11 protein-coding genes and 1 tRNA gene are annotated in these 24,115 nt (G+C 54.4%); 9 read left to right on the top strand and 3 right to left on the bottom strand.

The features are described from left to right. Positions 1-23: 23 nt before the first annotated feature. Positions 24-7,259 carry a type I polyketide synthase gene (locus PLIM_RS22275; protein ID WP_196349514.1) on the top strand — a complete coding sequence of 2,412 codons (7,236 nt, stop codon included), beginning with the start codon at positions 24-26 and terminating at the stop codon, positions 7,257-7,259. Positions 7,260-7,672: 413 nt separating this feature from the next. Next, a complete protein-coding gene (locus PLIM_RS02420) occupies positions 7,673-8,077 on the top strand; it encodes a carbon storage regulator (protein ID WP_013108742.1) in 405 nt (134 codons plus the stop codon). Between the two features lie 39 nt (positions 8,078-8,116). On the opposite strand, the gene PLIM_RS02415 is transcribed toward PLIM_RS02420, so the two are convergent. After that, positions 8,117-8,662 carry a YraN family protein gene (locus PLIM_RS02415; protein WP_052301471.1) on the bottom strand — a complete coding sequence of 182 codons (546 nt, stop codon included), beginning with the start codon at positions 8,660-8,662 and terminating at the stop codon, positions 8,117-8,119. Positions 8,663-9,013: 351 nt separating this feature from the next. On the opposite strand from PLIM_RS02415, the gene PLIM_RS24665 reads away from it, so the two are divergent. From PLIM_RS24665 to PLIM_RS02380, 6 genes are all read left to right on the top strand, one after another. Further along, a complete protein-coding gene (locus tag PLIM_RS24665; RefSeq protein WP_230849377.1) occupies positions 9,014-9,769 on the top strand; it encodes a response regulator in 756 nt (251 codons plus the stop codon). Between the two features lie 212 nt (positions 9,770-9,981). Then, positions 9,982-10,515: a hypothetical protein gene (locus tag PLIM_RS02400; protein WP_013108738.1), complete on the top strand. Its 534-nt coding sequence runs from the start codon at positions 9,982-9,984 to the stop codon at positions 10,513-10,515. Between the two features lie 705 nt (positions 10,516-11,220). After that, positions 11,221-19,068 (top strand): inverse autotransporter beta-barrel domain-containing protein, encoded by a 7,848-nt coding sequence (locus PLIM_RS02395; RefSeq protein WP_013108737.1) that lies wholly within the window; start codon positions 11,221-11,223, stop codon positions 19,066-19,068. A gap of 365 nt (positions 19,069-19,433) precedes the next feature. Beyond that, positions 19,434-20,282, top strand: a complete 849-nt coding sequence (locus PLIM_RS02390) for a hypothetical protein (RefSeq protein WP_013108736.1) — start codon at positions 19,434-19,436, stop codon at positions 20,280-20,282. A gap of 64 nt (positions 20,283-20,346) precedes the next feature. Next, on the top strand, positions 20,347-20,991 hold the full coding sequence (locus PLIM_RS02385; protein WP_013108735.1) for an RNA polymerase sigma factor: 645 nt from the start codon (positions 20,347-20,349) through the stop codon (positions 20,989-20,991). Further along, entirely contained in the window at positions 20,981-21,532 is a 552-nt protein-coding gene (locus PLIM_RS02380) for a hypothetical protein (protein WP_013108734.1), read from the top strand. The genes PLIM_RS02385 and PLIM_RS02380 overlap by 11 nt, the downstream gene beginning before the upstream one ends. Before the next feature lie 75 nt (positions 21,533-21,607). Here the strand turns inward: PLIM_RS02380 and PLIM_RS02375 are convergent, their stop codons facing one another. Then, on the bottom strand, positions 21,608-22,471 hold the full coding sequence (locus PLIM_RS02375) for a YggS family pyridoxal phosphate-dependent enzyme (protein ID WP_196349513.1): 864 nt from the start codon (positions 22,469-22,471) through the stop codon (positions 21,608-21,610). Positions 22,472-22,766: 295 nt separating this feature from the next. On the opposite strand from PLIM_RS02375, the gene PLIM_RS02370 reads away from it, so the two are divergent. Beyond that, positions 22,767-22,839, top strand: a tRNA-Thr gene (locus tag PLIM_RS02370). 246 nt (positions 22,840-23,085) lie between these two features. Here PLIM_RS02370 and PLIM_RS02365 read toward each other — a convergent pair. Further along, entirely contained in the window at positions 23,086-24,102 is a 1,017-nt protein-coding gene (locus PLIM_RS02365) for a ribose-phosphate diphosphokinase (protein WP_013108732.1), read from the bottom strand. Between the last annotated feature and the right edge of the window lie 13 nt (positions 24,103-24,115).

Raw genomic sequence — 24,115 nt, 5'->3', positions numbered from 1 at the left:
ATCCTGAAGAATAAATGACCGGCATGGCTCCCTCGACAATGTCTCAACTTGCTACGACACCACAGCAACATGGATCTGCTCCAGAACCGATTGCGGTCATCGGTCTGTCGTGTCTGTTTCCGGAAGCGGCCAGTGCCGAGGAATTCTGGTCAAATATCCGGCGTGGTGTCGACTGCATTCGTGAGATTCCCGAGACACACTGGAACGTCGACGACTATTTCCACGCTGACCCGAAATCTCCTGATAGAACCTATGCCCGTAGGGGTGGGTTTTTGAAAGCTGTTGATTTCGACCCGCTCGAATTTGGCATCTCACCGAATAATCTTGAAGCGATTGATACCTCCCAGCTCTTGGGGTTGGTGGCCGCCAAAAGAGCGTTGGAAAACGCAGGTTACGGGCAGGAACGAGTCTTCAACAGATCGCGGGTTTCGTGCATTCTCGGAGTCACCGGTACTCTCGAAATGGTCATTCCACTGGGTGCTCGACTGGGGCATCCGCACTGGAAACGAGCTCTCGAAGAAGCGGGTGTGGCCCCCTCAGTGGCACAGGATGTCATCGAGCGCATCTCGGCAGCGTATGTCCCCTGGCAGGAAAACTCTTTCCCTGGGCTACTAGGAAACGTGGTTGCCGGTCGAATTGCCAATAAGCTCGACTTGTGGGGCACGAACTGTGTGGTCGATGCCGCCTGCGCCAGTTCATTAAGCGCGTTACACCTGGCTCTGCTCGAACTGCAGGCGGGTCGGAGCGATATGGTGCTCACCGGAGGTGTCGATACCTTCAATGATATCTTCATGTATATGTGCTTCAGCAAAACGCCGGCACTGTCTCCGACAGGAGATGCCCGGCCATTCAGCCAGAACTCAGATGGCACAATGCTGGGTGAAGGTGTCGGGCTGATGGTTCTCAAGCGACTCGCCGATGCAAAACGGGATGGCGATCGCGTTCTGGGTGTCATTCGCAGTGTGGGGACTTCCAGTGATGGCAAAGGGACTGCGGTTTATGCGCCCAAAGCCGAAGGTCAGATTCGCTGCCTGGAAGATGCCTATCAGCAGGCGGGGATTTCTCCCCACGAAATCGATCTGGTGGAAGCTCACGGGACGGGAACTAAAGTTGGCGATGCCACCGAAATCAAAGGTCTGACGACGATCTTTGAGGCCGCTGCCCGAACAGTTGCCGGCGAAGCAAAAAGTGCCTGGTGTGCTGTCGGCTCCGTCAAGTCGCAGGTTGGTCACACCAAAGCGGCTGCAGGCATTGCCAGTCTGATCAAAGTGCTCCTCGCACTTCACCACGAGGTCCTGCCCCCGACAATTAAAGTCGATCAACCGGCGGATGCTCTCCGCTCCAATTCCGGCGATCGTCAAAGCCCGTTCTATGTCAACATTCAGAGCCGCCCTTGGCTGCCGGGCCTGAATCGCAAGCGGCGGGCAGGAGTCAGTGCGTTCGGCTTTGGAGGAAGTAACTTTCACTGTGTGATGGAAGAAGCACCGGCTGAATGCCGCCCGCCACGCCAACCGGGGTGGGATGGTCAGATTCAACTGCTTACGTTCAGTGGCCCTGATGACGATCAGCTCATTCGAACGATCCATGAGTTTCTCGCGCAGGCTCGTCGTTCACCAAAAACAGTTCGCCAGCTAGCATCACAATTGCGGAGCCAGTTTCGTGCTCAGGATCTCTGCCGACTAGCCATGGTGGCTGATCTTTCCTCGACCGACTGGCCAACACCGGCAACACGGGCGATCGAGCAGATCGGCCGCACGCGGCAGTCTCCTCTCGAAGCACCTGTGCAATGGACACTTCCCGAAGGAGTCGCCTATTCGCGAGGATTCGCCTCTGGATCGATCGGACTTTTATTCCCCGGACAGGGATCACAGTATCCGGGAATGCTCCGCGATCTGGCTTGTCTCTTTCCCGAAATGCGGGATGTGCTGGCTGCTGCCAATCATGCCTTTGCGGATGCACCTCGAACGGGAAATCGGGCCTTTTCCTGGACGTTATCGGACGCAATTTACCCTGTTAACGTCTGGAATGACGAAGCGCGTGCTTTGGCCACTACCCAGCTGAAAGCCACGGATGTCGCACAGCCTGCCTTAGGCGCCGTCAGCCTGGGAGGATGGAGAGTTCTTCAACGGTTTGGCATTCGACCAACCGCTGTGGCTGGGCATAGCTATGGGGAATTGACCGCTCTGTGTGCGGCGGGCCGATTTTCGCCTGAAGAGCTTTATCGACTCAGTATGCTGCGCGGGCAACTCATGGCGGAAGGAGAACTTCAGCCGGGTGGCATGCTCGCAATCCATGCTTCAAGTGAAGTTGTCGAGCAGGCACTTCGCGAATTGAATCTCGAACTGGTAATTGCCAACCATAACAGCCCTTCACAAGTCGTGATCTCGGGTCGGCTGGATCAGATTGCCCGGGCTGGTGAATTGCTGGGCCAGCGGAATCTGCGAGGCAAACAGTTGGCGGTGGCTGCGGCATTCCATAGCCCGCTGGTCGCACAGGCGGCCCACAAATTCCGTCCGGCACTCGAACAGATTCCCTTTCATGGCGGATCGATTCCCGTTTACGCCAACTCATCGGCCAAAGTCTATCCACAGGAAGCAGACGCTGCCCGCGAACTGCTGGCCAGTCAACTGGCCAGGCCTGTCCATTTTTTGGATGAGATTCGCGCGATGTATCAGTCAGGGGTGCGCACGTTTATCGAAGTGGGCCCCGGCCACGTGTTGACAGGGCTGGTCTCTTCGATCCTGAGTGGGCAACCGCATCAGGCTCTGGCTCTTGATAGTTCACAAGGACGCCGACGAGGTGAATGGGATCTGGCCTGGTTACTGGGCCAACTGGCTGTGAGTGGTCACGATCTTCAACTCGCGCATTGGGATGCCCCCACACTCTGGAGTAATCACCATCTCCCCGAACCACGGGAAGGCACCATTCCGATCTGTGGTGCCAACTACACCAAGCCCAAGCCACCTCTGCCTGTCAAAACGAAGTTGGCTGAGCCGGTTCAAATCCCGGCAACGAGCTCTGAACTGCCGAGAGCCAATTTGACCAACGCTATTGGTTCGATGCCTCAAAGCTCTTCTGATGTTGCTCAACAGCATGCTTCATTGACACCACCAAAGTCATCGATGTCACCTGAGTTAAGTTCACACACTACGGCATCTTCATCGACAGGCGCATCAGCTAAGTCTTCCGAATTTTCACTGAATTCTATGGAAGATCGTTTCGTTACCAACAGCATCACGAACACCGCACAGATCAACCAAACACAACCGCTCACTCATCCCGTTCAGATCAAGGATTCTTCCCCCGTGGCATCCTATCTTGAGACACTGCAGGCCATTCAGCAGCAGACCGCTCTGGCACATCAGACATTTCTCGCGCAGCAGCAGCAGGCTTTACAGTTGTTGACACAACTCATTCAGCATGTGCCAGCCGCCAGCCCCAATGGTTCAATGACCAGCCCTGCGACCCAGGCACTGGCAGCACCTCTGCCACCGGCAATGCCACCCATAGTGACACCTGCGGTGCCCGCCACAACGATCTTGGCTATACCGCCAGTCGCCGTCTTGCCACCGGCCCCACCCATGATCACACCCGCTCAACCTGTGGTCTCAGCAGTGGTACCAGCAGCAGTTCCAGTCACAGTACCAGCTCCTGTGCCAGTTATGGCACCTCCAGCCGGAAAGACGAACTCCGAACTGGCAGCGTCACTTTTGGAAGTGGTCTCTGAAAAGACCGGCTACCCCAAGGAGATGCTGCAACTGAGAATGAGTCTTGATCATGATCTGGGAATCGATTCGATCAAGCGCGTCGAAATTCTCAGTGCCATGCAGGAACGTTTCCCGAACCTGCCCGCCGTGTCTCCAGAACAGCTCGGCTCGCTTCAGACTCTTGCCGATGTCGTCGCAGCCTATCCGCAATCGACAACAGGTACTGCACCAGCAGTTGCGAAGATTCCCCAGGAACTGACCGCACCAGTACCGACTTCCAGCCGATCGCAGACGAGTTCTGTCAGCGAATCCAGCGGTCTGGCTGCCTCACTATTAGAAGTGGTCGCAGAAAAGACGGGGTACCCCAAGGAAATGCTGCAACTGCGGATGAGTCTTGATCATGATCTGGGGATCGATTCGATCAAGCGGGTCGAAATTCTCAGTGCCATGCAGGAACGTTTCCCGAACCTCCCTGTTGTGTCTCCAGAACAGCTTGGCTCGCTTCAGACTCTCGCCGATGTCGTCGCTGCCTACCCGGGCGAACCAGTGCCGTCCGCGGGCATCGCGGCTTCCTCGGGAGTGATTCAGAGTTCGGCCTCTCCTTCCGTGAGCATGCCAGCAGCTTCCCATGGAACCAATGGTTCAAACGGACATTCTGGCGGATCTGATCTCGCCAATGCCTTGCTGCAGGTCGTCGCCGAAAAAACGGGTTACCCCAAGGAAATGCTACAGCTGCGGATGAGTCTTGATCACGACCTGGGGATCGATTCGATCAAGCGTGTCGAGATTCTCAGTGCCATGCAGGAACGATTCCCGAACCTGCCCGTCGTTTCTCCAGAACAACTGGGCTCGCTCCAGACACTCGCCGATGTCGTTGCGGCTTATCCGGAGACCACTGCTGCAGGCATTCCCGTTAGCACGTATGAGTTAAAAAAAAACACTTCATCTGATGCACTAGGCTCATTCGGACTCATTGTTGAATCCACTCACAAAGAGAATGAGCTTCCCCCGACTGCCATTGCTGGCAGCACACAGGCCATGCCCCGTGAGGTTCGCTTCCCGGAACCACACACACTCCAGCGTGGCCTTTTGAAAACAGTGGCTCTCGCACCTGCCAGCGAACGCCGCACTAAGGATGTATTCCGGCACGAAGTCTGGATCACTGATGATGGCCTCGGAGAGAGCGGTCTTTCCCGCGCACTCGCCAGTGCTCTGATCAACGAGGGCATTACCTCTCGAATTGTGCCTCAGACAGCCACCATACAAGGTGCGTCGGTGGTTAGTGTTCCCGATGTTCTGAGCGGCTTGATCCTTCTCCCAAGTACAGCGGCCCAGGACCCTTTGACAAACCTGTGGCAGAACCTCGAATGGCTGCAGCAGGTTTCGTCGGCACTTCGCAAAGATGTTGTGGCCGGTGAAAGACGATTGTTAGGCGGCGTTGTCCGTCTCAATGGCCACTTTGGAGTTTTGGACTCCAACGCTCCTCGCCACATCGTCGCTCCAGAATCGGGCGGATTGACCGGGCTCATCAAGACCGCTCGGCACGAATGGCCCGAAGTCACTGCGAGAGTGTTCGACATAGGACAACTTTCCCACACAGAGGCTGTACCGCAGCTTGTGGAAGAACTTTTGGCCACAGGCCCCCTCGAGACGGGGATCGCGCAGTTTCCGGGAGGATCTCCCGTAGAAGTTCAGGTGGAATGGAACACGCTCGATGTGCAGGGAGCAACTGCCCAAGCGAACCCCGTTCTGTCTACTGGCGATCTCGTCGTTGTCTCAGGTGGTGCCCGCGGCGTGACGATGGAAGCCGCCCTTGAATTCGGCAAAGCCCTGGGGACAACCATGGTGCTATTGGGGCGAACTCCGCCTCCTGAACTTTCTGCGACGACCAGCGAGAATGACCGACCACTGACGGAAATCGAATTCCGTCAGCAGATCATGAGCGAAAATCCCGTCGGCTGGACACCTCGAATGGTAGCGGATGAAGCCCGTCAACGATTGGCGCAGCAGGAACTCCGTACCAATCTTGATCGTTTTGCGAAGGCTGGTGTGCGAGCCGTTTATCAACGGGTGGATGTTTCGAATCCCTCCAGTGTCCGCCACGCGTTGGCAGAGATTGTGGCCACTATGGGCCCCATCCGGGGTTTGATTCACGGGGCGGGTGTGATTGCGGATGCGCGGATTGAGCGTAAGACCCGGGAGCAATTTGACGATGTCATGCGTGTGAAGGTTCAGGGGCTGAAGCATCTCCTTGCCGCTATTGATCCATCTCAATTGCGCATGCTGGGCCTATTCTCTTCGTTCACCGGTCGATACGGCCGAACGGGACAGGCCGACTACGCGATTGCCAATGAAATTCTCAATAAGCAGGCGCGGGGATGGGCAGCGCAGCATCCCGAGTGTCATGTGACCTCGTGGAACTGGGGGCCATGGGATGGCGGGATGGTGAATGATCAGTTGCGAGCCATTTTTTCCAAAGAACAGGTGGGATTGATTCCCCTGCGGGAAGGTGCTTCGATTTTTGCCAGCGAGTATTGCCAGTCGAGCGAGCGGCCGGTCGAAATCGTCGTCCTGGCTCCTGTCCAACCGACGGCTGCGGCAACACTCGTTGAGTCACAAACGCCCATTGAAAAGACTAAGCCAGTCGTGGCCAGTCGACAGGGGTTTGATCGATTACTGTCAGTCAATGACCATCCTTTTCTGGATGATCATGTGATTGGAGGAAAAGCGGTCCTTCCGCTGGCGATGATGCTCGAATGGATGGCTCATGGGGCAGCACATCTTTCCCCGGGGATGGCACTGAGTGGTTTTGAGAACGTCAAAGTGATGAAGGGTGTCCGCCTCAGTTCTCATGAACTCGCTCACCTCAAGGTTCAACTGGAGCCTTTAGCCGAAGCTGACAGCCCCCGCCACACCAGTGGATGGGTTCAACCATGGCAAGCCCGGTTGACCAGCGAAGCGGCTGGACGAACGCTGCTGCACGCCACAGCAGACGTCATCATGACGGGGCAGACCATCGATCAAACTCCCGTAACCACCACCAACGAATTGCGAGGAGACTCGTTTGATCGTTCAATCCTGCCCGCTGATCTGTATCAGGAATGGTTGTTTCATGGCCCTCTCATGCAGGGCATCGAGCAGGTTCTGACCTGCAATGAACGACAACTCAGCGTGATCTCGCGCGTGGCAGAGGCCCCTCGGTTGTGGATGCATAAACCTCATCGTCACAGTTGGCTGATTGATCCCCTTGTCTTGGATGTGATCTTTCAGATGGCGATTGTCTGGGCTTGGCAACAGCGTGGCATGCCGTCGTTACCGACTGGAATTCGCCGCATTGAAATTCTCCAAAGAAAGTGGCCTGCCGAAGGTGTGATCATCACGTGCCGCATCCAGAAGACGACAGCCCATGTCGTCAGCATGGATGTGGAAATCCTGAATCGACAAGGCCAGACACTGGCACGACTGGAAGGAGTGGATTCTCTGATGGATGCCTCTCTCAAGCCGGCATTTGCAGCCCGCAGGCTGAGCCCTGGGCAACTCCTCAATCGATAGTTGATCGCATCACGACATTGGACTGTTGATCCAGCGAGAAAGACAATGCATTGGGGATGCAAGCGTCTGGGCCATACTTGATGATTTTTTTTGAAGCCAATAGAAGCGACGACCCAACACTTGACATGATTCAGTATCACTCTCCGGGACGTGCTGTGATCAGTGATGAGTCTTCAATGCAAGGGCAATTTCACTGGCTTTTCAGCAGAAAAATCTTGGGAAATGTTGCGGTACTTCTTGACGTTGAGAAGGTTTACGGAACTATGCGCCAAGATGATTTTCCGACTTGTGCGAGTTGATGTCCGTCGGCAGAATGACCCCTCAATTGATGACATCACTCGGACGCGAAATGCCTGGCTCATACTCGCAGGTCGTGTGGAAGTGATACCGGAATACAACTGATGAGGTTCAGGATGCTTGAGTTTTCACGAGCTGTGAACGAGTGTCTCATTGTTGGTGATGATACGATCATTCGAGTGATTGAGATTCAGCCAGCCTTCGTCAGGCTTGAGATTCTTCAGACCCGGCAGCCGGAAACCCGACGCATCGAAACGCTATGGCTTAATCCTGAAGATGATTCGACCAACGAATCATCGACTGAGGATGTTCCATTCGGTGACTCAAGCACGGGTGAGACTTTTTTTACACAGCCTCACTTGAGTGCAGGTTCGAATCACTATTCATCGACGACCGATGAAGACGAACTGGACGATGGCTTTCTTGACTTCAGTGACCTGGTGAACTGGAAGCCACAGGAAGGCCGGGAGGAAGACGATTCCCGCTTTGACCTGGAAACCGATCTTTTGCCATTACGTTAGGTCATAGCGTTTGAATGACGCGATGGTTGAATCATCGGGTCAGAGTACCGAAGGAAAGGCATGGCGATAGTGCCTGAGCTCACAATCTGGGCTTTCTGGCTCTCCCGTAATTGTGATGACATCGATTCTTGATTGTCGATGCAACCACCCTTTCGACTTCAAGAGCGCCATCGCCACTCTCGACAGCTGTTTTTGTTTACGCGGATGAATCGCCTCTTCTGGTCGGCCGCGCGCATCCGACTTACGGGTTTTCACCTCGATGAAGACAATCGTTTCGCCTTCGAGTGCCAGAAGATCAATCTCACCCAGTCGGGTGCGTAGATTTCTGGCGAGAATCTGATATCCCAACTCCTTCAAGTACTTCTCCGCTCTGGCTTCGCCCTGCTCCCCGATGTTCAGAGTCCGGTGAGATGATGGTGAATGAGGAGATCTCTGCCAGAAAGCGACACACCATCGACATGCAGAGAGACGTAGTCCCCAGCGAGAAATCCACAGCTTCAATGAAGTGTGTCGCCTGGCATTCAACTCGACCGGTTGATTGAGCTTGTTTTGTATCGTGCGTTTCTGTTGATGTTCGTCGGGCATCACACAGATTCCATGATTTTCATGACAAAGGTCGCTCGTCAGAAACAGACGGATAGATTCTCGCTGCGAACTTTCACAGTTCGTCAGGTGTCAATCCTTGGTGTTGATTGCCTGAAGCATTTTGATTTCCGCAAACCTGCTCATGAGAACAACCAACGGCGTTTTGTGTCGGAAGGATTCTGCAGGACAAACTCACCTGACAAATTCGTTTGCTGAAAGGGTTTTCCCTCCCAGACTGTAAAGCCTCTCAGAAATGAGCTCTCGTGAGTACCGGAATTCTTTCTCAACAACTCCATTTTCGCCGACGAATCGCTTTCGCTGACTCTTTTCGCTTTTTGAATTGTGTACATAATGATCGACATCTATCGACCTGACACCGACGATTTTCCTCAGAATGACGACCGTACTGACCCGGTGCCCACGAGGCACAGGAATCAGGAGGGACTCCGCACGTGGTCATTTCATGGGGCTCATCTCCCGCTCGCCAGAAGTGGTCAGTCAACAACAGACGAAACATCACTGGCTTTTGGCAATTCTGGTCAGACCAGTATTCGTCCTTTTGAGCAGGGATTTTCTCGCAGGTCACTTGCTGGAACAGGATCTTCCAAGCGAAAATCCTTAAGGCAGGTGATTCATTCGCGAGGAGGTCAAATGATCAATACAGAAACCGTTGGCCGCCCGATGGAGATCCTGTTGGTCGAAGACAGCCTGATGTTCTCGCGCATCGCTATTGGCGCTTTGAAAAACAGTCACCTGCGACATCGACTCACCTGGGTGACTGATGGTGAGCAGGCCCTGGAATTTCTCCATCAGCGGGGGATTTATCAACAAGCCCCCCGGCCTGATCTCATCTTTCTGGATCTGGGTTTACCCGGTATCGATGGTCGAGATGTTCTGGCGGAACTGCGTGCTGAAGAACAGATCAAATCAATCCCTGTCGTCATCATGACGGCTTCGACAGACGAAGCCACGTTCGTCGAAACAGAGAAGTTGCAGGTGCAAGGTTACCTGACGAAACCGCTCGATATCGAGAAGTTCAATCGGTTGATGATCGATCTGAATCAGTTCTGGCACCAGGACATGATCCTGCCACGAACTGCAAATTGACCGTTTTCCATTTCAATTCTCCGATTTGCGTAGAACGTGAGCCTTCACCGTTTTTCCCTTTTTCTGGCAGATTTTCCTTGCAGTCAGCATCGACCAGCGGCAAATATGCGATAAGTGTGTTCAGTGATTATCGCAGCATGAGCACATTTTGCCGCTACGCTCGACTGGCAACAGGTTCTGCGAGACGCTCATTGATCATGGGGAAATTGAGTATGCGTCGAGTTACCGGCCTTATGCGACTGACAGGCGGAGTGCTCTTGAGTGGGGCTGTCCTGAGTGGAGCCTTCTGGAATCACCAGGGACAATCGACTTCATCCTTTGCCTCCGAAATCCAGGCACTAAGCTCTGAACAGCAGGCTGATCAGGCAGAAACCAGAGCCCTGGGGATTCAAGCCGCCTCCGGTGCTTACCTGCTGGCTCAGGCCGACGGCGCGAAAAAGGCCATGGCGCCCAAGACCGAAGCTGGTGCCAAACCCGCGGACGATAAGGAAGATTCGCCGCGTCTGCCCAATAACTTTGGGAAACTCGAGCTTTCCGGCGAGCAGAAAGAGCAAGTCTATACCATCCAGAAAAAGTATGCAGCCGAGATTGAGAGCCTGGAAAAGCAACTGGCGGCTCTCAAAGCCAAACGTGATGCAGAACTGCAGGGTGTCTTGACCGCGGCCCAGAAAGAGACACTGAAATCAATTCAGTCCACACCCAAAACCAAGAAGGCCAAAACTGCCGAAACCAAACCAGCGGCCTAAGGTCAGAGGATCACATTGGCATAGCGCAGGCATGATGCGAGCGTCATGTGCCTGAGACCTTGCAATCAGAAGCCTAGCTGAGTGTCCGTGTCTGATTTCATCTCAGGCACGGACACTCTTTTTGTTTATGACGCTGAAGCGTCACTGCCTGACGCCGCCAGCATACTGCGTTCTCGCAGAGTTCGTTGAAGAGGCCAATAGGTTGGCCCTAAACCGTCGCCATAGAAAATGCTGGCCATGTCCTTGTGGGTTCTTCCCTGTAGCCGCACCACTCGTTGATCGTCCGAGTTGCTCGAGCATGCCATCACTCTGAATACGTCCATTAAGTTGCTGGCCATAGCGATCAGGCTTCCTGCGTTTAGCACATTATCTGCCAATCACGGGTTTAATGGACTTCGCTGGCAGAATCTGCGGATCGATCCAGAGATCGAATGCGAAACATCGCCGGATTCTTGTCTTCTCCTTCCCTCACAGCCTGAAAAACCCTCAGGTACGGTTCAACCGTATTCAAGATCAGAATCGTTACAGACCGAATATTCACGATAACTCGACAGAGTGGCTGTACGGAACGTGTGGGCACGAATTGAGTTGTCCATGGTTTCGAGTCGGCAAAAAGAGCCGCTCCGCAGCCAATTTCGCAGCATGAGGGCCACGGCCTGCCAGATCGCAGGCTATGCGTATCAAGTAAACGGGAGAGATCGTTCAATGCCACTTACAAAACCCAGCCTGGCGTCCGCTCTTCTCTTGGCAATGGCCGCTCCTGCTGTCGCGCAATCTGTAGAAGACGAACTCGGCGTGGCCACCATGCAGGATTTCAGTGGTGGTGGCATGCTCAATGGCACTTACTTCGATGTTCGCAACCAGTCGAACAGCGGGGTCGGTTACCAGCATGGATTTACGCAGATTGGTGCTCTGACACCACTGCTTAATGACGGGCAGTTCCTGATTGCTCCACAGGCGAGATTACTGATTACAGACACCAGTAAGATCGGCGTGAACGTGGGTTTGATCGGCCGTGTTTACGATGCCGGTCGAGATCGCATCTGGGGTGCCAACGTCTACTACGATAACGATGAAACGACTTACTCGAATCGCTACAGTCAGATTGGTTTTGGTTTCGAATCGCTGGGTCAGAACCTTGATCTGCGGGCCAACGCCTACCTTCCAACAGGTAGCAGTGACAAAGTGATTGGGCCCAACGGTCTATCTAATACACTGTTTTATACAGGGAACCAGCTCAATTTCACCGGTAGCTACCTGAGTGAAGAAGCTCTTCGCGGGGCAGATTTCGAACTGGGAATCCCTGTCACGCAGAATATGTCATGGCTGCGCGCTTATGGCGGTGGTTATTTCTATGATGCGACACAAAACAATGTCTCTGGTGTGCGCGGCCGACTGGATGCTCAGTTGTCAACAGACCTGACGGCTGGTGTGATTGCGACTCACGACAGTACATTCAAGACCCGTGTGAATGCCTATGTCGAATGGCGCTTTGCCGGCTTTGTGCCCACTGTCTGGTTCCCACGCCTGAATACTCAGGAACGCATGCTGACTTCTGTGCAGCGTAACTGGCGTGTCTCAACAACCACTTATAACACGACAGTTGCTGTTCCGGTGATCAATCCCCGGGATGATCAAGCCTACTTCATTACATGGGTTGACAGCGCCAATCCCAACGGTGGAGCAGGTACCGGAACTTATGAAGATCCATTGACCCAGCTTCCCCCGAATTCGCCTCCTGCCGACCTGATTCTCGTTCGGCAAGGGAACAGCAACGTTACTCCTTACAACAATTCCATCACCCTCACCGATTTCCAGCGATTGCTGGGCGAAGGCAAGGTTCATCAGATCGAGGGCTATGCCAACTACGGCCCCTTCTCGATCCCACAGCAGACCTTCACTCTGCCCGAGTTTGATTTCAACGACCCCAGTCGCAATCCCACACTCACCAGTACTGCTGGCAACGTCGTCACTCTAGCTAGTAACAACGAAGTCTCGGCGTTTAACATTCAGGACGCACTCGGCAGCGGGATCACCAATACTCCTGGCGGTTCGACCAACTTCCTGCTGCAGAACTTGAATATCACGAACAACAACACAGCTGGTTCCGCCACTGCCGGTGGAATCTATCTGTCGAATGTGGATGGTACAGGAACGATTCGGACAGTTACGACATCTAACAACCAGGGCTTTGGTACCCGCGTTGCCGCAGATACCGATCTTGACCTGCTGCTGGATGGCCTGGCCAGCACTGGCAACGAACTGGATAACCTGAACATCTCCGGTGCATCCGGTGCTGATATTGATGTCGCACTCACCTCGACCGGCGGTGCTAATGCCTTCACCGGCAGTACGGCAGGTTCCGGTATTGTCATGTCGATCGACAATGCGACCGGTACATTCACTTCTACGACGCCGCTTACTGCTTCGGGCAACGCTCTGGATGGTATCAGGCTGGAATCAACCAGTGGCATCCTGGGAACAGCTTTAACGCCCTTCTCACTTAACGGGGCCAATCTGGCGAACAATGGCCGCGATGCACTCAGCCTGATCGGTACAGGTGCCGGAGCCAACATCTCGGTGGCGGGTGCTAACATCAATGGCACCAGTGCGGGGCGTCACGGAATCAACATCGATGCAACAGCCGGTGCAAACGTCACGGCCAACCTCTCCAACTCACAGTTCGGTGGTGCCGGTGCCAACGGCCTGAATGCCGTTCTTGATGCCGCCACAGGAACCGTACTACTCACAAATGTTGATGTTTCCAACAACGGGCAAGCCGCGGGCGGAACAGGTCTGCAAGACGCGATCAATCTTGATCTTGCCAATGCTTCTTCGCTCGGCCTCGGCTTGACGGATGTCATCGGCGATGGTGGTGCCACCCAGGAACGCGGCCTTGTTTACAACGTCGCTTCCGGCAGTTCGTTGACCGTCAACGGTCTTCGCGGATCCTTCGACAACAACCTCGTCAACGCCATTAACGGTGTGGCCACCGGTGCGGGATCGATCGCAAACGTCTCGCTCGATGGGTTTACTGGCAACAATGCCGGTGCGGACGCAGTGGTCGTCTCCTCGCTGCTCGGTGCGACACAAAACTTCGAACTTCTGAACGGCACTTTCAACCTTGCTACCGGCAACGGATTGAATTTCACCGCCTCAGGCGCCTCGACTCTGAACACAGTACTCGAAGATGTCACTGTCAACGGCTCTGGTGCTGAAGGCATGCTGGTTTCCTCGACAGGTGGTTCAACCTTTACCGGTGTCATCCAGGATTCGTTCCTCACGGGTTCGACGCTCAGCGGCCTCAATGTCTCTGTGAGCGATGCGAACTCCGTCGCCACCTTTGGTGCCATCGACTCGCAGTTCAACGGCAATGGCGAAGAAGGACTCGTGGCTTCGGCTACGTCAGGTGGTGAGTTGAACTTCCGCAGTGCCGGCAGCCAGTTTAACGGCAACGGAACTTCGGGTGTCTTTGATGGCGTGAATGTCACTGCTGACGGTGCGAACACCATCGCCCGCACACTCTTCGCCGATTCGGAATCGAACAACAACACCGGAGATGGCTACGACTTCGCTGCATCGAACGGCGCCTTCATGACGGCCCGCATCGATACATCAACTGCCACCAACAACCAGGGTTTTGGTGTGCAGATGGCGGGAACAGGGGCAGGCACCACAGCCGTCCTCCTGATGGAAGGCGACAACGACATCAGCGGAAATACGCTGGGTCAATACAACGCCACGTTCACCAACGTCGATACTGCAGTCGTCAGCCTCTCGGGTTCGTTTAACAACGGGCCAGGCGATGGCGTGAATGTCAATATGACCGGCACGGGTACAGGCACAGGCCTGGTGTTGCTCAATGGAGCCGCTGGCCAGACCATCGATGGCAACGCTGGTAACGGCGTCAACATTTCGATGACGAACCTCCTCAATGCGGGAGTCACCGTCGCAGGTTACGATTCGATCAGTAATAACACACTCGACGGCATAAACATCAATCTGGATACCATCCTCGGTGCCGCTGCTGTCAACCTCACCGGGCCAACTGTTCTCTCCACCAACGGTGACAATGCCATCGACATTGCCCTCACCAATGTGGCTCTCGGTGCTTTGCCACCTGGCGTGGGAACCGACACTTACTCAGTACTCACTCGTACCGACAACGATGTGACCGAACCTCGCTTGCCAGTGCCGGTTGACCTGGCGCTCAACACGCTCGCCACTTTGCCAACCGCCGATGGAATCGTGATCGATTCCATGCTGGCCGACACCTCGGGGACTTCCTCCGGCAATGCAGCAGGGATCGCGATTGTCGGTGATACCGTCACCAACGGCTCCGGGACAGCTGGTATTGTTGTCACAAACTCGCAGTCGAACACGACGACAAATGGCGCTGGCCTCCTCGTGAGCCTGCTCAACTCGACGACTCCCGGGACAGAACTCAACCTCGATATCAACACGAACAACTTCAGCAACAACGATCTCGATGGTGTGCTCGTCACTCTCGATGCCTCGAACCTCGACACGCTCAATATCAGTGATAACGTCGATATCAGTGGGAATGGTGGTTCCGGTGTTGTCGTTGATCTGAGTAACGGTTCGACTGTCGCCACCACAACGATCAACAATAACCTGCTCATCGACGCCAACGCACTGAATGGCATTCAGCTCGTAGTGAACGGATCTGACTTCACGAACGGTGTGGAACTTCGCGGCAACACCATCACGGGCTCAGTCGCTGGCGACGGCATTAGTGTCGTTGATCCCACCACGACAGCCGGGCCACTCGTGCTGACCATTGCCGAGAATACGATCACCGGCAACGGCGGCAACGGTGTGAATCTCACAGCGACGACCGGTGGTGATTTCAGCGGCTCGGTGATTGACGACAACACAATCGACAGCAACCTGGCCAACGGTATCAACCTGACTCTGGTTAACTCCACAGCCGACAACTTCCAGATCATCAATAACAGCTCGATCTCCGGGAATACTCTCGACGGGATTAACATCGATCTCGACAACTCGAGCTTCGCCAACTTCCTCATCGATTCCAACGGCCTCGGTGGGAACAATCCGACACCGATCAGCCAGTTTAATATCGAGGTCGTCCTTCTCGGTGGCCTCACTCCTTCCCAGCAGGCCATCTTCTCCCAGGCGGCCGCTCGGTGGTCGCAACTCATCACAGGTGATCTGGCCGACGTCGACCTGGGTGGCGGCGATATCATCGACGATCTCAGAATCTCCGCCGAAGGTGCCAATATCGACGGCGTCGGCGGGATTCTCGGCCAAGCCGGACCTAATGGAATCCGGGCTGGCAGCAATCTCCCGTACTCCGGCGGCATGCGATTCGACAGTGCCGATCTCGCCAACCTCGAGGCTAGCGGACAGCTGTTCGATGTCATCCTCCATGAGATGGGACACGTTCTCGGGATTGGCACGGTCTGGAACCTCCAGGGTCTGTTGCAGGGTGGCGGCACAGCCGATCCACGCTTCACGGGTGCTCAAGCGACGGCGGAATACAACGCCCGCTTCGCGAACGTCGAAACTGGCGTGCCAGTGGAAAACACCGGCGGCCCTGGAACTCGCGATTCTCACTGGCGTGAATCGATTTACGATAACGAGTTGATGACCGGCTTCTTGAACCCCGGTGTGGACAACCCGATCAGCCGCACGACAACAGCTTCACTGGCCGACCAGGGCTATGTGGTCAACATCAACGCCTCCGATCCCTATTTGCAGGCTATCACCAGCGGATCCACTCCATCCAGCCCCTCATCCACGGCTGAGGTTGTCCGCACAACCAACTTCACTGTCACTCAGGCGATGGCACCCCATGCGGCTCTGGCCAGCATTGCCAATAACGGCCTAAACGGCATCGAGTTCAACGTCGTCAACAGCACCATCGGCGGTACGATCAGCAACAACACCATCGACGGCCACATCGGCGGCGACGGTATCCGCATGATCAACCCCACCAGCGGCAGCTCAATCGATATCGTCTACGATGCGAACACCATCACCAACAACACAGGTGGTGCGGGTATCAATCTCGCCGCCAATTCAACAACGATCCTGAACCAGACTTTCACGAATAACACGATTGATAACAACGGCGATCAAGGTGTGAATCTCGTCCTGGCGGATACCGCTCAGGCGACGATGACCTTCACCGATAATGCTTCGATTTCTGCCAACGGTGCCGAAGGCGTGAACTTCCTCGTCCAGAATGGTTCGCAGCTCACAACAACCTTTGCCAACAACCGTGTCAACAACAACACAGGTATCGGGATTAACATTGTTGCTAATGGCACAAATGCCAATGCCGTCAACCTGACGATGGAAGCGGGAGCCAACCCCAGCCTCGTCAATATTGTCGACAACAACCGCGGGGCGGGTGTCGCAGTGGCTCTCAGCAACACCGCCGGGGCTACGGTTGATATCTCGGGCACGACCATCTCGAACACACAGCTTGGTACGGTCGCAGGTTACGCTGGCCAGGGTCTCTCGTTGCGGGGTGTCGGATCGGCCACTTATGGTGGCATTACCATCGGGGATGCGACCGACACCACCGGAACACTGTTCAACGGAAACAACGCTGAGGGTATCGAAATCACCCTCACTGACAACACGCTGGCACCGAATGTGACCGTGCCTTCGATTGTGGTGCAGAATATCGATTCTTCAGCAAACGGAAGCCATGGCTTCTCGCTCAATACGAGATCGTTTGCTGATGTCACCGACGTCTCGATTACCGGGTCGACCTTCAACGCCAATGAAGGGGCTGGTGATGGTCTCCACTTTGACCGTGAAGCCGACTCGTTCATCCGCAATGTGCTGATCGACAACAACATCATCACGGGCAACAGCGACGGTATTGATATCACCGCCCGTGCCCGCAATCTCGATGCTGATGTCTACACGATCACCAACAACACCATCGATAACAACCGGGCCCGCGGTATTACTGCCCAGCTGGTGGCGGATGCTGACCTGCAGGTTGATATTGATACCAACTCAATCCAGAACAACGGCGGCGACGGGATCCAGTTCTCAGTCAATTCCGCTCTTACCGATACCCCCTTCATCAGCAGTGTGATCACCAACAATACGATTGTTGGAAATGGTAATGACGGTATTGACGTTTCAGTGGCTCATTCACTGTCAATCACCGACAACACCATCAGCGAGAACACAGCGAACGGAATTAACATTTCCGGTTCGAGCTTCAATCCGAACACCAATGCTCAGACGGTTGACACGATTGTCAACAATACTATCGATGCCAACGGTTCCAACGGGATCCTGGTTACATCTGGTGGCATCAACAACCTTCAGATTGCCGACAACGACGTTACCAATTCTGGTAACGACGGTATCCAGTTGAATTCCAGTGGAGCTATACTGACTGCCACGATCGACAACAACCTGATTGCTCTCAACACGGGTGACGGTCTGCAGTATGTCGCCACCGGCTCTGGAAATTTGCCGCTTGGGCCCAACAACGTCGTTCTGACGAACAATGATATTGCTCAGAACACAAGACGCGGGATCAACCTGCTCAATCGCGGGGACGCTAACACAGTCTTCACGATTGGTGATGGAACGATTGGCAACCAGAACCAGGTTCGCCGGAACCAGTTGGAAGGTATCTATGTTGTCAACACGGCCTCGACGACACAGGACGCCGACGCGAACGCCAATACCGCGTTGCTGGCAAACGGTTCCATCTTTGCTTCTCCAAATCTGCAACTGAACGTAGATACGAATGAAGTCACGGCTAACGGACGGATCAGTAACCCGGCGGCAGTCTTTGATACCACGGGCCTGGTATTGCGAGTTGGGACGAGTGATGGTGGGGATGGTTTTGATGATGAGGGTGGGTTTGCCGCTGGCGGGCGAGGTGGTGTGATTGCCAGCGTTACAGATAACATCTTCGGGGGCCACTTCGGTGCAGACGTGACCTTTGAATCGTTTGTTTCCACATCAAACCCTGGTGCGACTGGGGGCACTTGGAACTACGACAACACAGCCGTTTTTAATCCTGCAAATAACTTGTTCACGCCGACGAACTACCAATCTGACCCCCTGGCCCGCCTTGATTTGACTTTCACCGGGAACACCGGACAAGGCATCATCGCCACTCGAACCGGGGCAAGTTACACCAACTCTGAAGCAGTGTTCAAATCGCGTACAACCGATCCGGGTGGGTCTACTGCTCCAGGTGCTCCTGGCAGTGTTAATGGTCCATTCGGCAGTGACACCCGTGCCCGTAATGCCCAACGTCTGGCAGCCCGGTTTACGTTACCACCGACGATTAATATTCCTGCCAATGGTGGCTCTGATAACTTCCTGTTCCCAGGTCTTGGAGAAAGCACCTTCCGTGTCAACGCGAATGCCAATGCGGCCAACGTTGGATTTGGTGGAACCCTATTCATCTTTGATGCCCCCGCTTATATCGGCACAGGATCAGCAGGGGGAGTTGGAGCTACGGGTGGTGGCCCATTTGGTATCGATAACATGCCATTCGGCTGGGGAAGACTCCCATAACCTGATGCCAGCGTGAGTGCCCGGCACTTGCGGTGAGAATTCGAGGCGGGGTTGATCTGATTAGACCAACCCCGCCTTCGTTTTTTAGGAGCCAGAGCCGCAATCCATTTCCCAAAGAAATCTCGATTTCCCGATTTTTCGCGAGAAATCAGAACCTGGGCGTCGTTTTTCAATTGTCATCGTTGGCGTTGGCTGGCTGTCAGGCAAAGTCTCACAGGGTTTACCTTGTCACAGGCTGTGCCTCAAAAGTCTGCATCCACTTCTCGATGATACGACATCCTGAGCCTGGCGAATCGATGACGTCCTGATGAACAGGGTTCGTGATAGGATTGCGGTCACCGAATCACTCTTTCAAGGAACTCAACATGCTTTTGAAACGCTCTGTAACCGCCCTCTTTGCCATTTGCCTGACATGGCTGGCAGCTTTCCCTTCGCTACTGATGGCCCAGGAAACCGACGCTCCGGCGGAAAGCCAAGTCGCAGTCGAGGATCGGGTGATTGCAGAAGTTCAACTGGAGGGTGTGCGATTATCAGAAGCGATTGAGCACCTGAAAGAGGTCTATCCGGGGTTTCAGGCCATTGTGATTACCAAATCCAATGTCCCTGCCACCGATCCCGTTCTGCCGAACATTGCACTCAAGAATGTGAAACTGAGAAATATCCTGAGGCTGCTGGAAATCTCCGTTCCGGGTCTTGCCTATGAAACGATTGATGACGGCGAAGGGAATTCTGATCGCATTACGATGTTTCGAGTCGACTACACCGAAGATGCCCCGGAAAATGTTTTGAAGATCTTCTCTTTGCGAACCATTTTAAGCAGGTCTGATGATCGTCGAGCAGCGTTGGATGAAACTCTCTCACTCCTCCAGGCTACTCTCGAAGCGATTGGAGAATCCAATTCGGTCTCCATGAAGGTGCATGAAGGAACCGAAACCGTGCTGATTCGAGGAACTCTGGAGCAGGTCGCCGCTATCGAGGAGGCGATTATCGCTCTCACACCGACGGCAGAAGAATTGGAAATGGCAAATGCAGCCGAGTCATCTCAGGCTGAACTGGAAAAGATGGCAGCACAGATCCATCAACTGTCGGAGGCGTTGCCGCGAATTGTTTCTGTCATGGAAAAGTTAAAGCAAACCTCTGAAGCGACCTCAAGCGAACTCGCCGCCATGCAGAAAAGACTCGATGCTCTCGAAAAATCGGCAGCGGCCAAGTAGTTTCAAAGGATTGCTCTCTGAGACGATTCCCCGATCGATCTAATACCTGCAACCGAGAAACCATGTGCATCAGCCCATCAGCGAACTCACCCGAGCGATGTCTGCTGGATCTGTGAAGGCTATTGAAGAGTTCTATCGGGAATACTTTCCACAAATTTACCGAACGGCTCGGCGCATCACCGGACGCGACGAGTCGTTCGGTCTCGATGTGGTGCAGGAAGCCATGCTGCGAATTCTCCGCTGTATTAAGCCGATAGAGAATCAACAGCATCTCACTGCATGGCTGGATCTGGTGGTGAAATCGACAGCTTACGATCTGCTCAAAGCGGAAGCCCGCCGCCAGAAGCGAGAACAAACGGCGGTTCAAGGCCGACAGCTGACAGTTGGCATAGTGCCTGCCGCACTGGCTGGTGACGAGGAAGCGCATGACCGCCTGGTCTGGTTACGACAACAGCTCTCACAATTCGATCCGGAACTCGCTCAGATGATTGATCTGCGCTATCAACAATCGTGGACACTCGACCGCATGGCTGAGTTTCTAGGATTGTCGATCGCGACGGTCGATGGCAGGCTGCGTCGAGCCATTAATCGATTGAAGAAAGCCGCAATGTCTCAGGGTGCATTCGAAGAGATTACGACTTCAATACCAGGCTATCCATGCGAAACCATTCGTCCTGCCATCAACGGGGGAGGAAGTTATGATCGATGAAGCGCACTTGAGTCGCGAAGGTGAGCGACGAAAAGAGGCCATCCTGATGCTGGCGAAGCAGACTGGCCAGCGACGCAGAGATCGGCGTGTGGCCACCCGGTGGGGAATCATGCTGATGTTCTGCGGTGCGGGGTTGTTCGCAGCCTGGCAAGTGGTGATCACCGAAACAGCCCGATTCGTGCAACACGCCCCGGCACCTCATTCACCAACGAAGGAACCAGTTCTTCCGATCGACAATAAACGCCTGAGTCCAGTTGTCGGACAGCAGCCTGCGCTAGCCAGAGCACCAGATCGTCGAATCTCACCGGCTCGTGATCTTCAACCGGCCCGCCATCTTCAACCGACCAACAGGCCAGTGGTGATCTCGAAAATCAAAACGGATCCCGGGCTGCGGCAAAAATTAACGATCGCTCGAAAAACTCCCCTCTGGGAGAAGATCGACGATCAACTGTTGATCGAGGAATTGCGCCAGGGTCAGATCCCTGCGGGTCTGGCTATCGTCGCTGGAAAATCCCAATTGATCTACCATGATCTTCCGTGAACGAATCGAAGTCTTTTGCCGGTTCGAGCTTAAAAACCTTGTTTTATTGCTCCCCATGAACTCCGTGAGGATTGATCAGGCTGGTGGCGTGTCGTTGAGGAAGCAGCGATTTGACAGACCTTGATAAAGCCGGGAGCCCACACGCACATGTGTGGCACCGCATTCGATCGCGATGGGAAAATCGCCACTCATGCCCATCGAAAGCCATGGCAAGCGATGCTCCGAGGACATCGCTTCCAACTCGATTTTCAGGTCCTTGAGGCCGCTGAAAATCTGCACGAGTTCTGCCGGCGAAGCATCGATCGGGGCCATTGTCATCAGGCCGACAGGCAGGTGGCTCTGGGCCATACAACCTGCTGGACGCTCGACAGCCTGCGCTCGCCACCAGGCTCGCGCTTCATCGGGTGTGAATCCATGCTTCGAGACTTCTCCACTGATGTTGATCTCGAGGAAGAGGGGCAATGGACGCGGCGTGGCCGATAAAAGTTGATCCAGCCTCGTCAGCAGTCGTTCGCTATCGCACGAATGGATCGCATCCGCTTTACTGACTGCGAGCTCGGCTTTATTTCGCTGCAAATGACCAATCAGATGCCATTTCAAATCGGCTAATGTCCCCTCGTCACGAGTCGAACCGCTGGTAGTGGATGGGAACAAAGCCTCGACTTCACAGCGGCGGAGAGCCAGGTTCTGCGGGCGACTTTCGCCGACATCGCGCACACCCAAATCATACAGGGCGGCAATCACCGGCGCGTGAACGTATTTCGTGACAGCAATCAGCGTCACTTCGTTCGGGAGACGACCAGACTTCTCGCAAGACCGGATGATCTCCTGTTCCACACTCTTGAGGTTCAACGCCAGTTGCGCGACATCCTGTTCGGCAAGAGCATATCGAGCTGCTATGGCTGAGTAGTTGACCGCTGGTGAAAGTGAATTCGTCACGAGATATTTCATGAGTAGGATGCGGGTCGGAAGCTCTGACACTCAAATTTTAGTCATCCCGCGGAAATGAATGCGATGTTTTCCCGACAATATCTGAGGACCATGAATATCCCCGTGAGAATCATCACTTCGCACTCAGAATTCCAGTCCGCAGTGGCTGATATCTGATTCCGGGGCTCTGTTCATTCATGCGGATTTGGCTGAGGTCTGCTGTGTTGTTCCTGAGAATTCAAGCTGAGTCGAAAGTCGCTGGCTTGTCGTGAAAATACTTTCTGGTACATTTTCTGTACAGAACGCCTCCGTAGCTCAGCTGGCAGAGCGACGCTTTCGTAAAGCGTAGGTCGCTGGTTCGAATCCAGTTGGAGGCTCTTTCTCACCATTTTGACGATTCTCACATGGATTGTGACGCATGGTTTCGTCAGGCAGGAGCTACCCGCAACGTCCTGATTGCCGGTCAATGTGACATCGTGGAGCTTATTCCAGCTTTTTGGGGCTCATGAAGATCGCCGGCGAACTGCGCCCAGAATTCAATGGTGTGTTGAGGGCCAGTCAAGCATGCTTGCTCCGAGCTGCAAGCATGGCACATAAAGCGCTCTTAACACGCGGGGATGTTTTCAGGGGCAAATGGGACGTCCATCCGGAAAGAGCATACTGATGCTGGTGCGCTCGTGGATGGAGCGAATGGCTTCTGCGAACAGTGGGGCGACTGTCACCACCTGAACATTCGGCGGAAGCGGATCGAACGAGTTCTCGATGGTATCCGTCACGAACATCAACTTGATCTGACTTTGTGCAATCCGCTCACTGGCCCCTTTCGAAAGGACTGCGTGAGTCACAGCGGCATAAACATCTCGGGCACCCCGCTTCTTTAACGTCTCAGCCATTGCGATCAAAGAGCGGCCCGTGATTGTCAGATCGTCAACGAGCAGCACATTACGATCCTTGACATCACCAATCACTTCCAGCACTTCCACCGTTTCGGAGTGGTCTGTCCGCTGTTTGTTACCGATGACCACTGGAGTCCCCAGCAGATTAGCGTAAGCTGCTGCTCCCTTCGCGAAGCCCACATCCGGGCTGCACACCACGAGATCTGGAATCTGCAGCCTGCGGACATGTTCAGCCAGTACCTGCCGACCATAAAGATGATCAACAGGAACACGAAAGAACCCCTGAATCTGCGGGCTGTGTAAATCCATGGTCAGAACACGATCGGCACCAGCCGCTTCAATGGCGTCAGCACAAACGCGAGCCCTGATGGAAACGCGAGGTTCGTCCTTTTTATCGCCTTGTGCATAACTGAAAAAAGGAATCACAGCCGTGATGTTCTGAGCGCTGGCCCGCCTCAGTGCGTCAATCCAGAAGAGCAACTCCATGAAGTTGTCGTTGACCGGAAAATGACACCCTTGAATGATGTAGGCATCTTTCCCCCGGACATTTTCCTTAATGCGGACAAAGACATTTCCCTCACTGAAAATATGAGCCCGGCAAGGAGTCAGACTGACTCCCAGAGCCGTGGCCACATGCTGCGCCAGCAATGGATTGGCAGTACCTGAAAGGATCGCCAGATCGCCTTGAGGGGCTTGAAAGGGAATGGGGCGAGGACCTTCGAAAGTCGTTCGAGGAGTCTCCATGATCTCGCTTTTC

Source organism: Planctopirus limnophila DSM 3776, from assembly GCF_000092105.1.
In the GTDB taxonomy this organism is placed as follows: Bacteria; Planctomycetota; Planctomycetia; order Planctomycetales; family Planctomycetaceae; genus Planctopirus; species Planctopirus limnophila.
The sequence above is the reverse complement of the archived record's forward strand: the minus strand, read 5'-3'. Positions and strand labels throughout refer to the sequence as shown.

Bases quoted from the DNA above. Each gene is read 5' to 3' on its own strand.
- PLIM_RS22275 (WP_196349514.1), top strand. From the start codon at position 24: ATGGCTCCCTCGACAATGTCTCAACTTGCTACGACACCACAGCAACAT.
- PLIM_RS02420 (WP_013108742.1), top strand. From the start codon at position 7,673: ATGCTTGAGTTTTCACGAGCTGTGAACGAGTGTCTCATTGTTGGTGAT.
- PLIM_RS02415 (WP_052301471.1), bottom strand. From the start codon at position 8,662: ATGCCCGACGAACATCAACAGAAACGCACGATACAAAACAAGCTCAAT.
- PLIM_RS24665 (WP_230849377.1), top strand. From the start codon at position 9,014: ATGATCGACATCTATCGACCTGACACCGACGATTTTCCTCAGAATGAC.
- PLIM_RS02400 (WP_013108738.1), top strand. From the start codon at position 9,982: ATGCGTCGAGTTACCGGCCTTATGCGACTGACAGGCGGAGTGCTCTTG.
- PLIM_RS02395 (WP_013108737.1), top strand. From the start codon at position 11,221: ATGCCACTTACAAAACCCAGCCTGGCGTCCGCTCTTCTCTTGGCAATG.
- PLIM_RS02390 (WP_013108736.1), top strand. From the start codon at position 19,434: ATGCTTTTGAAACGCTCTGTAACCGCCCTCTTTGCCATTTGCCTGACA.
- PLIM_RS02380 (WP_013108734.1), top strand. From the start codon at position 20,981: ATGATCGATGAAGCGCACTTGAGTCGCGAAGGTGAGCGACGAAAAGAG.
- PLIM_RS02365 (WP_013108732.1), bottom strand. From the start codon at position 24,102: ATGGAGACTCCTCGAACGACTTTCGAAGGTCCTCGCCCCATTCCCTTT.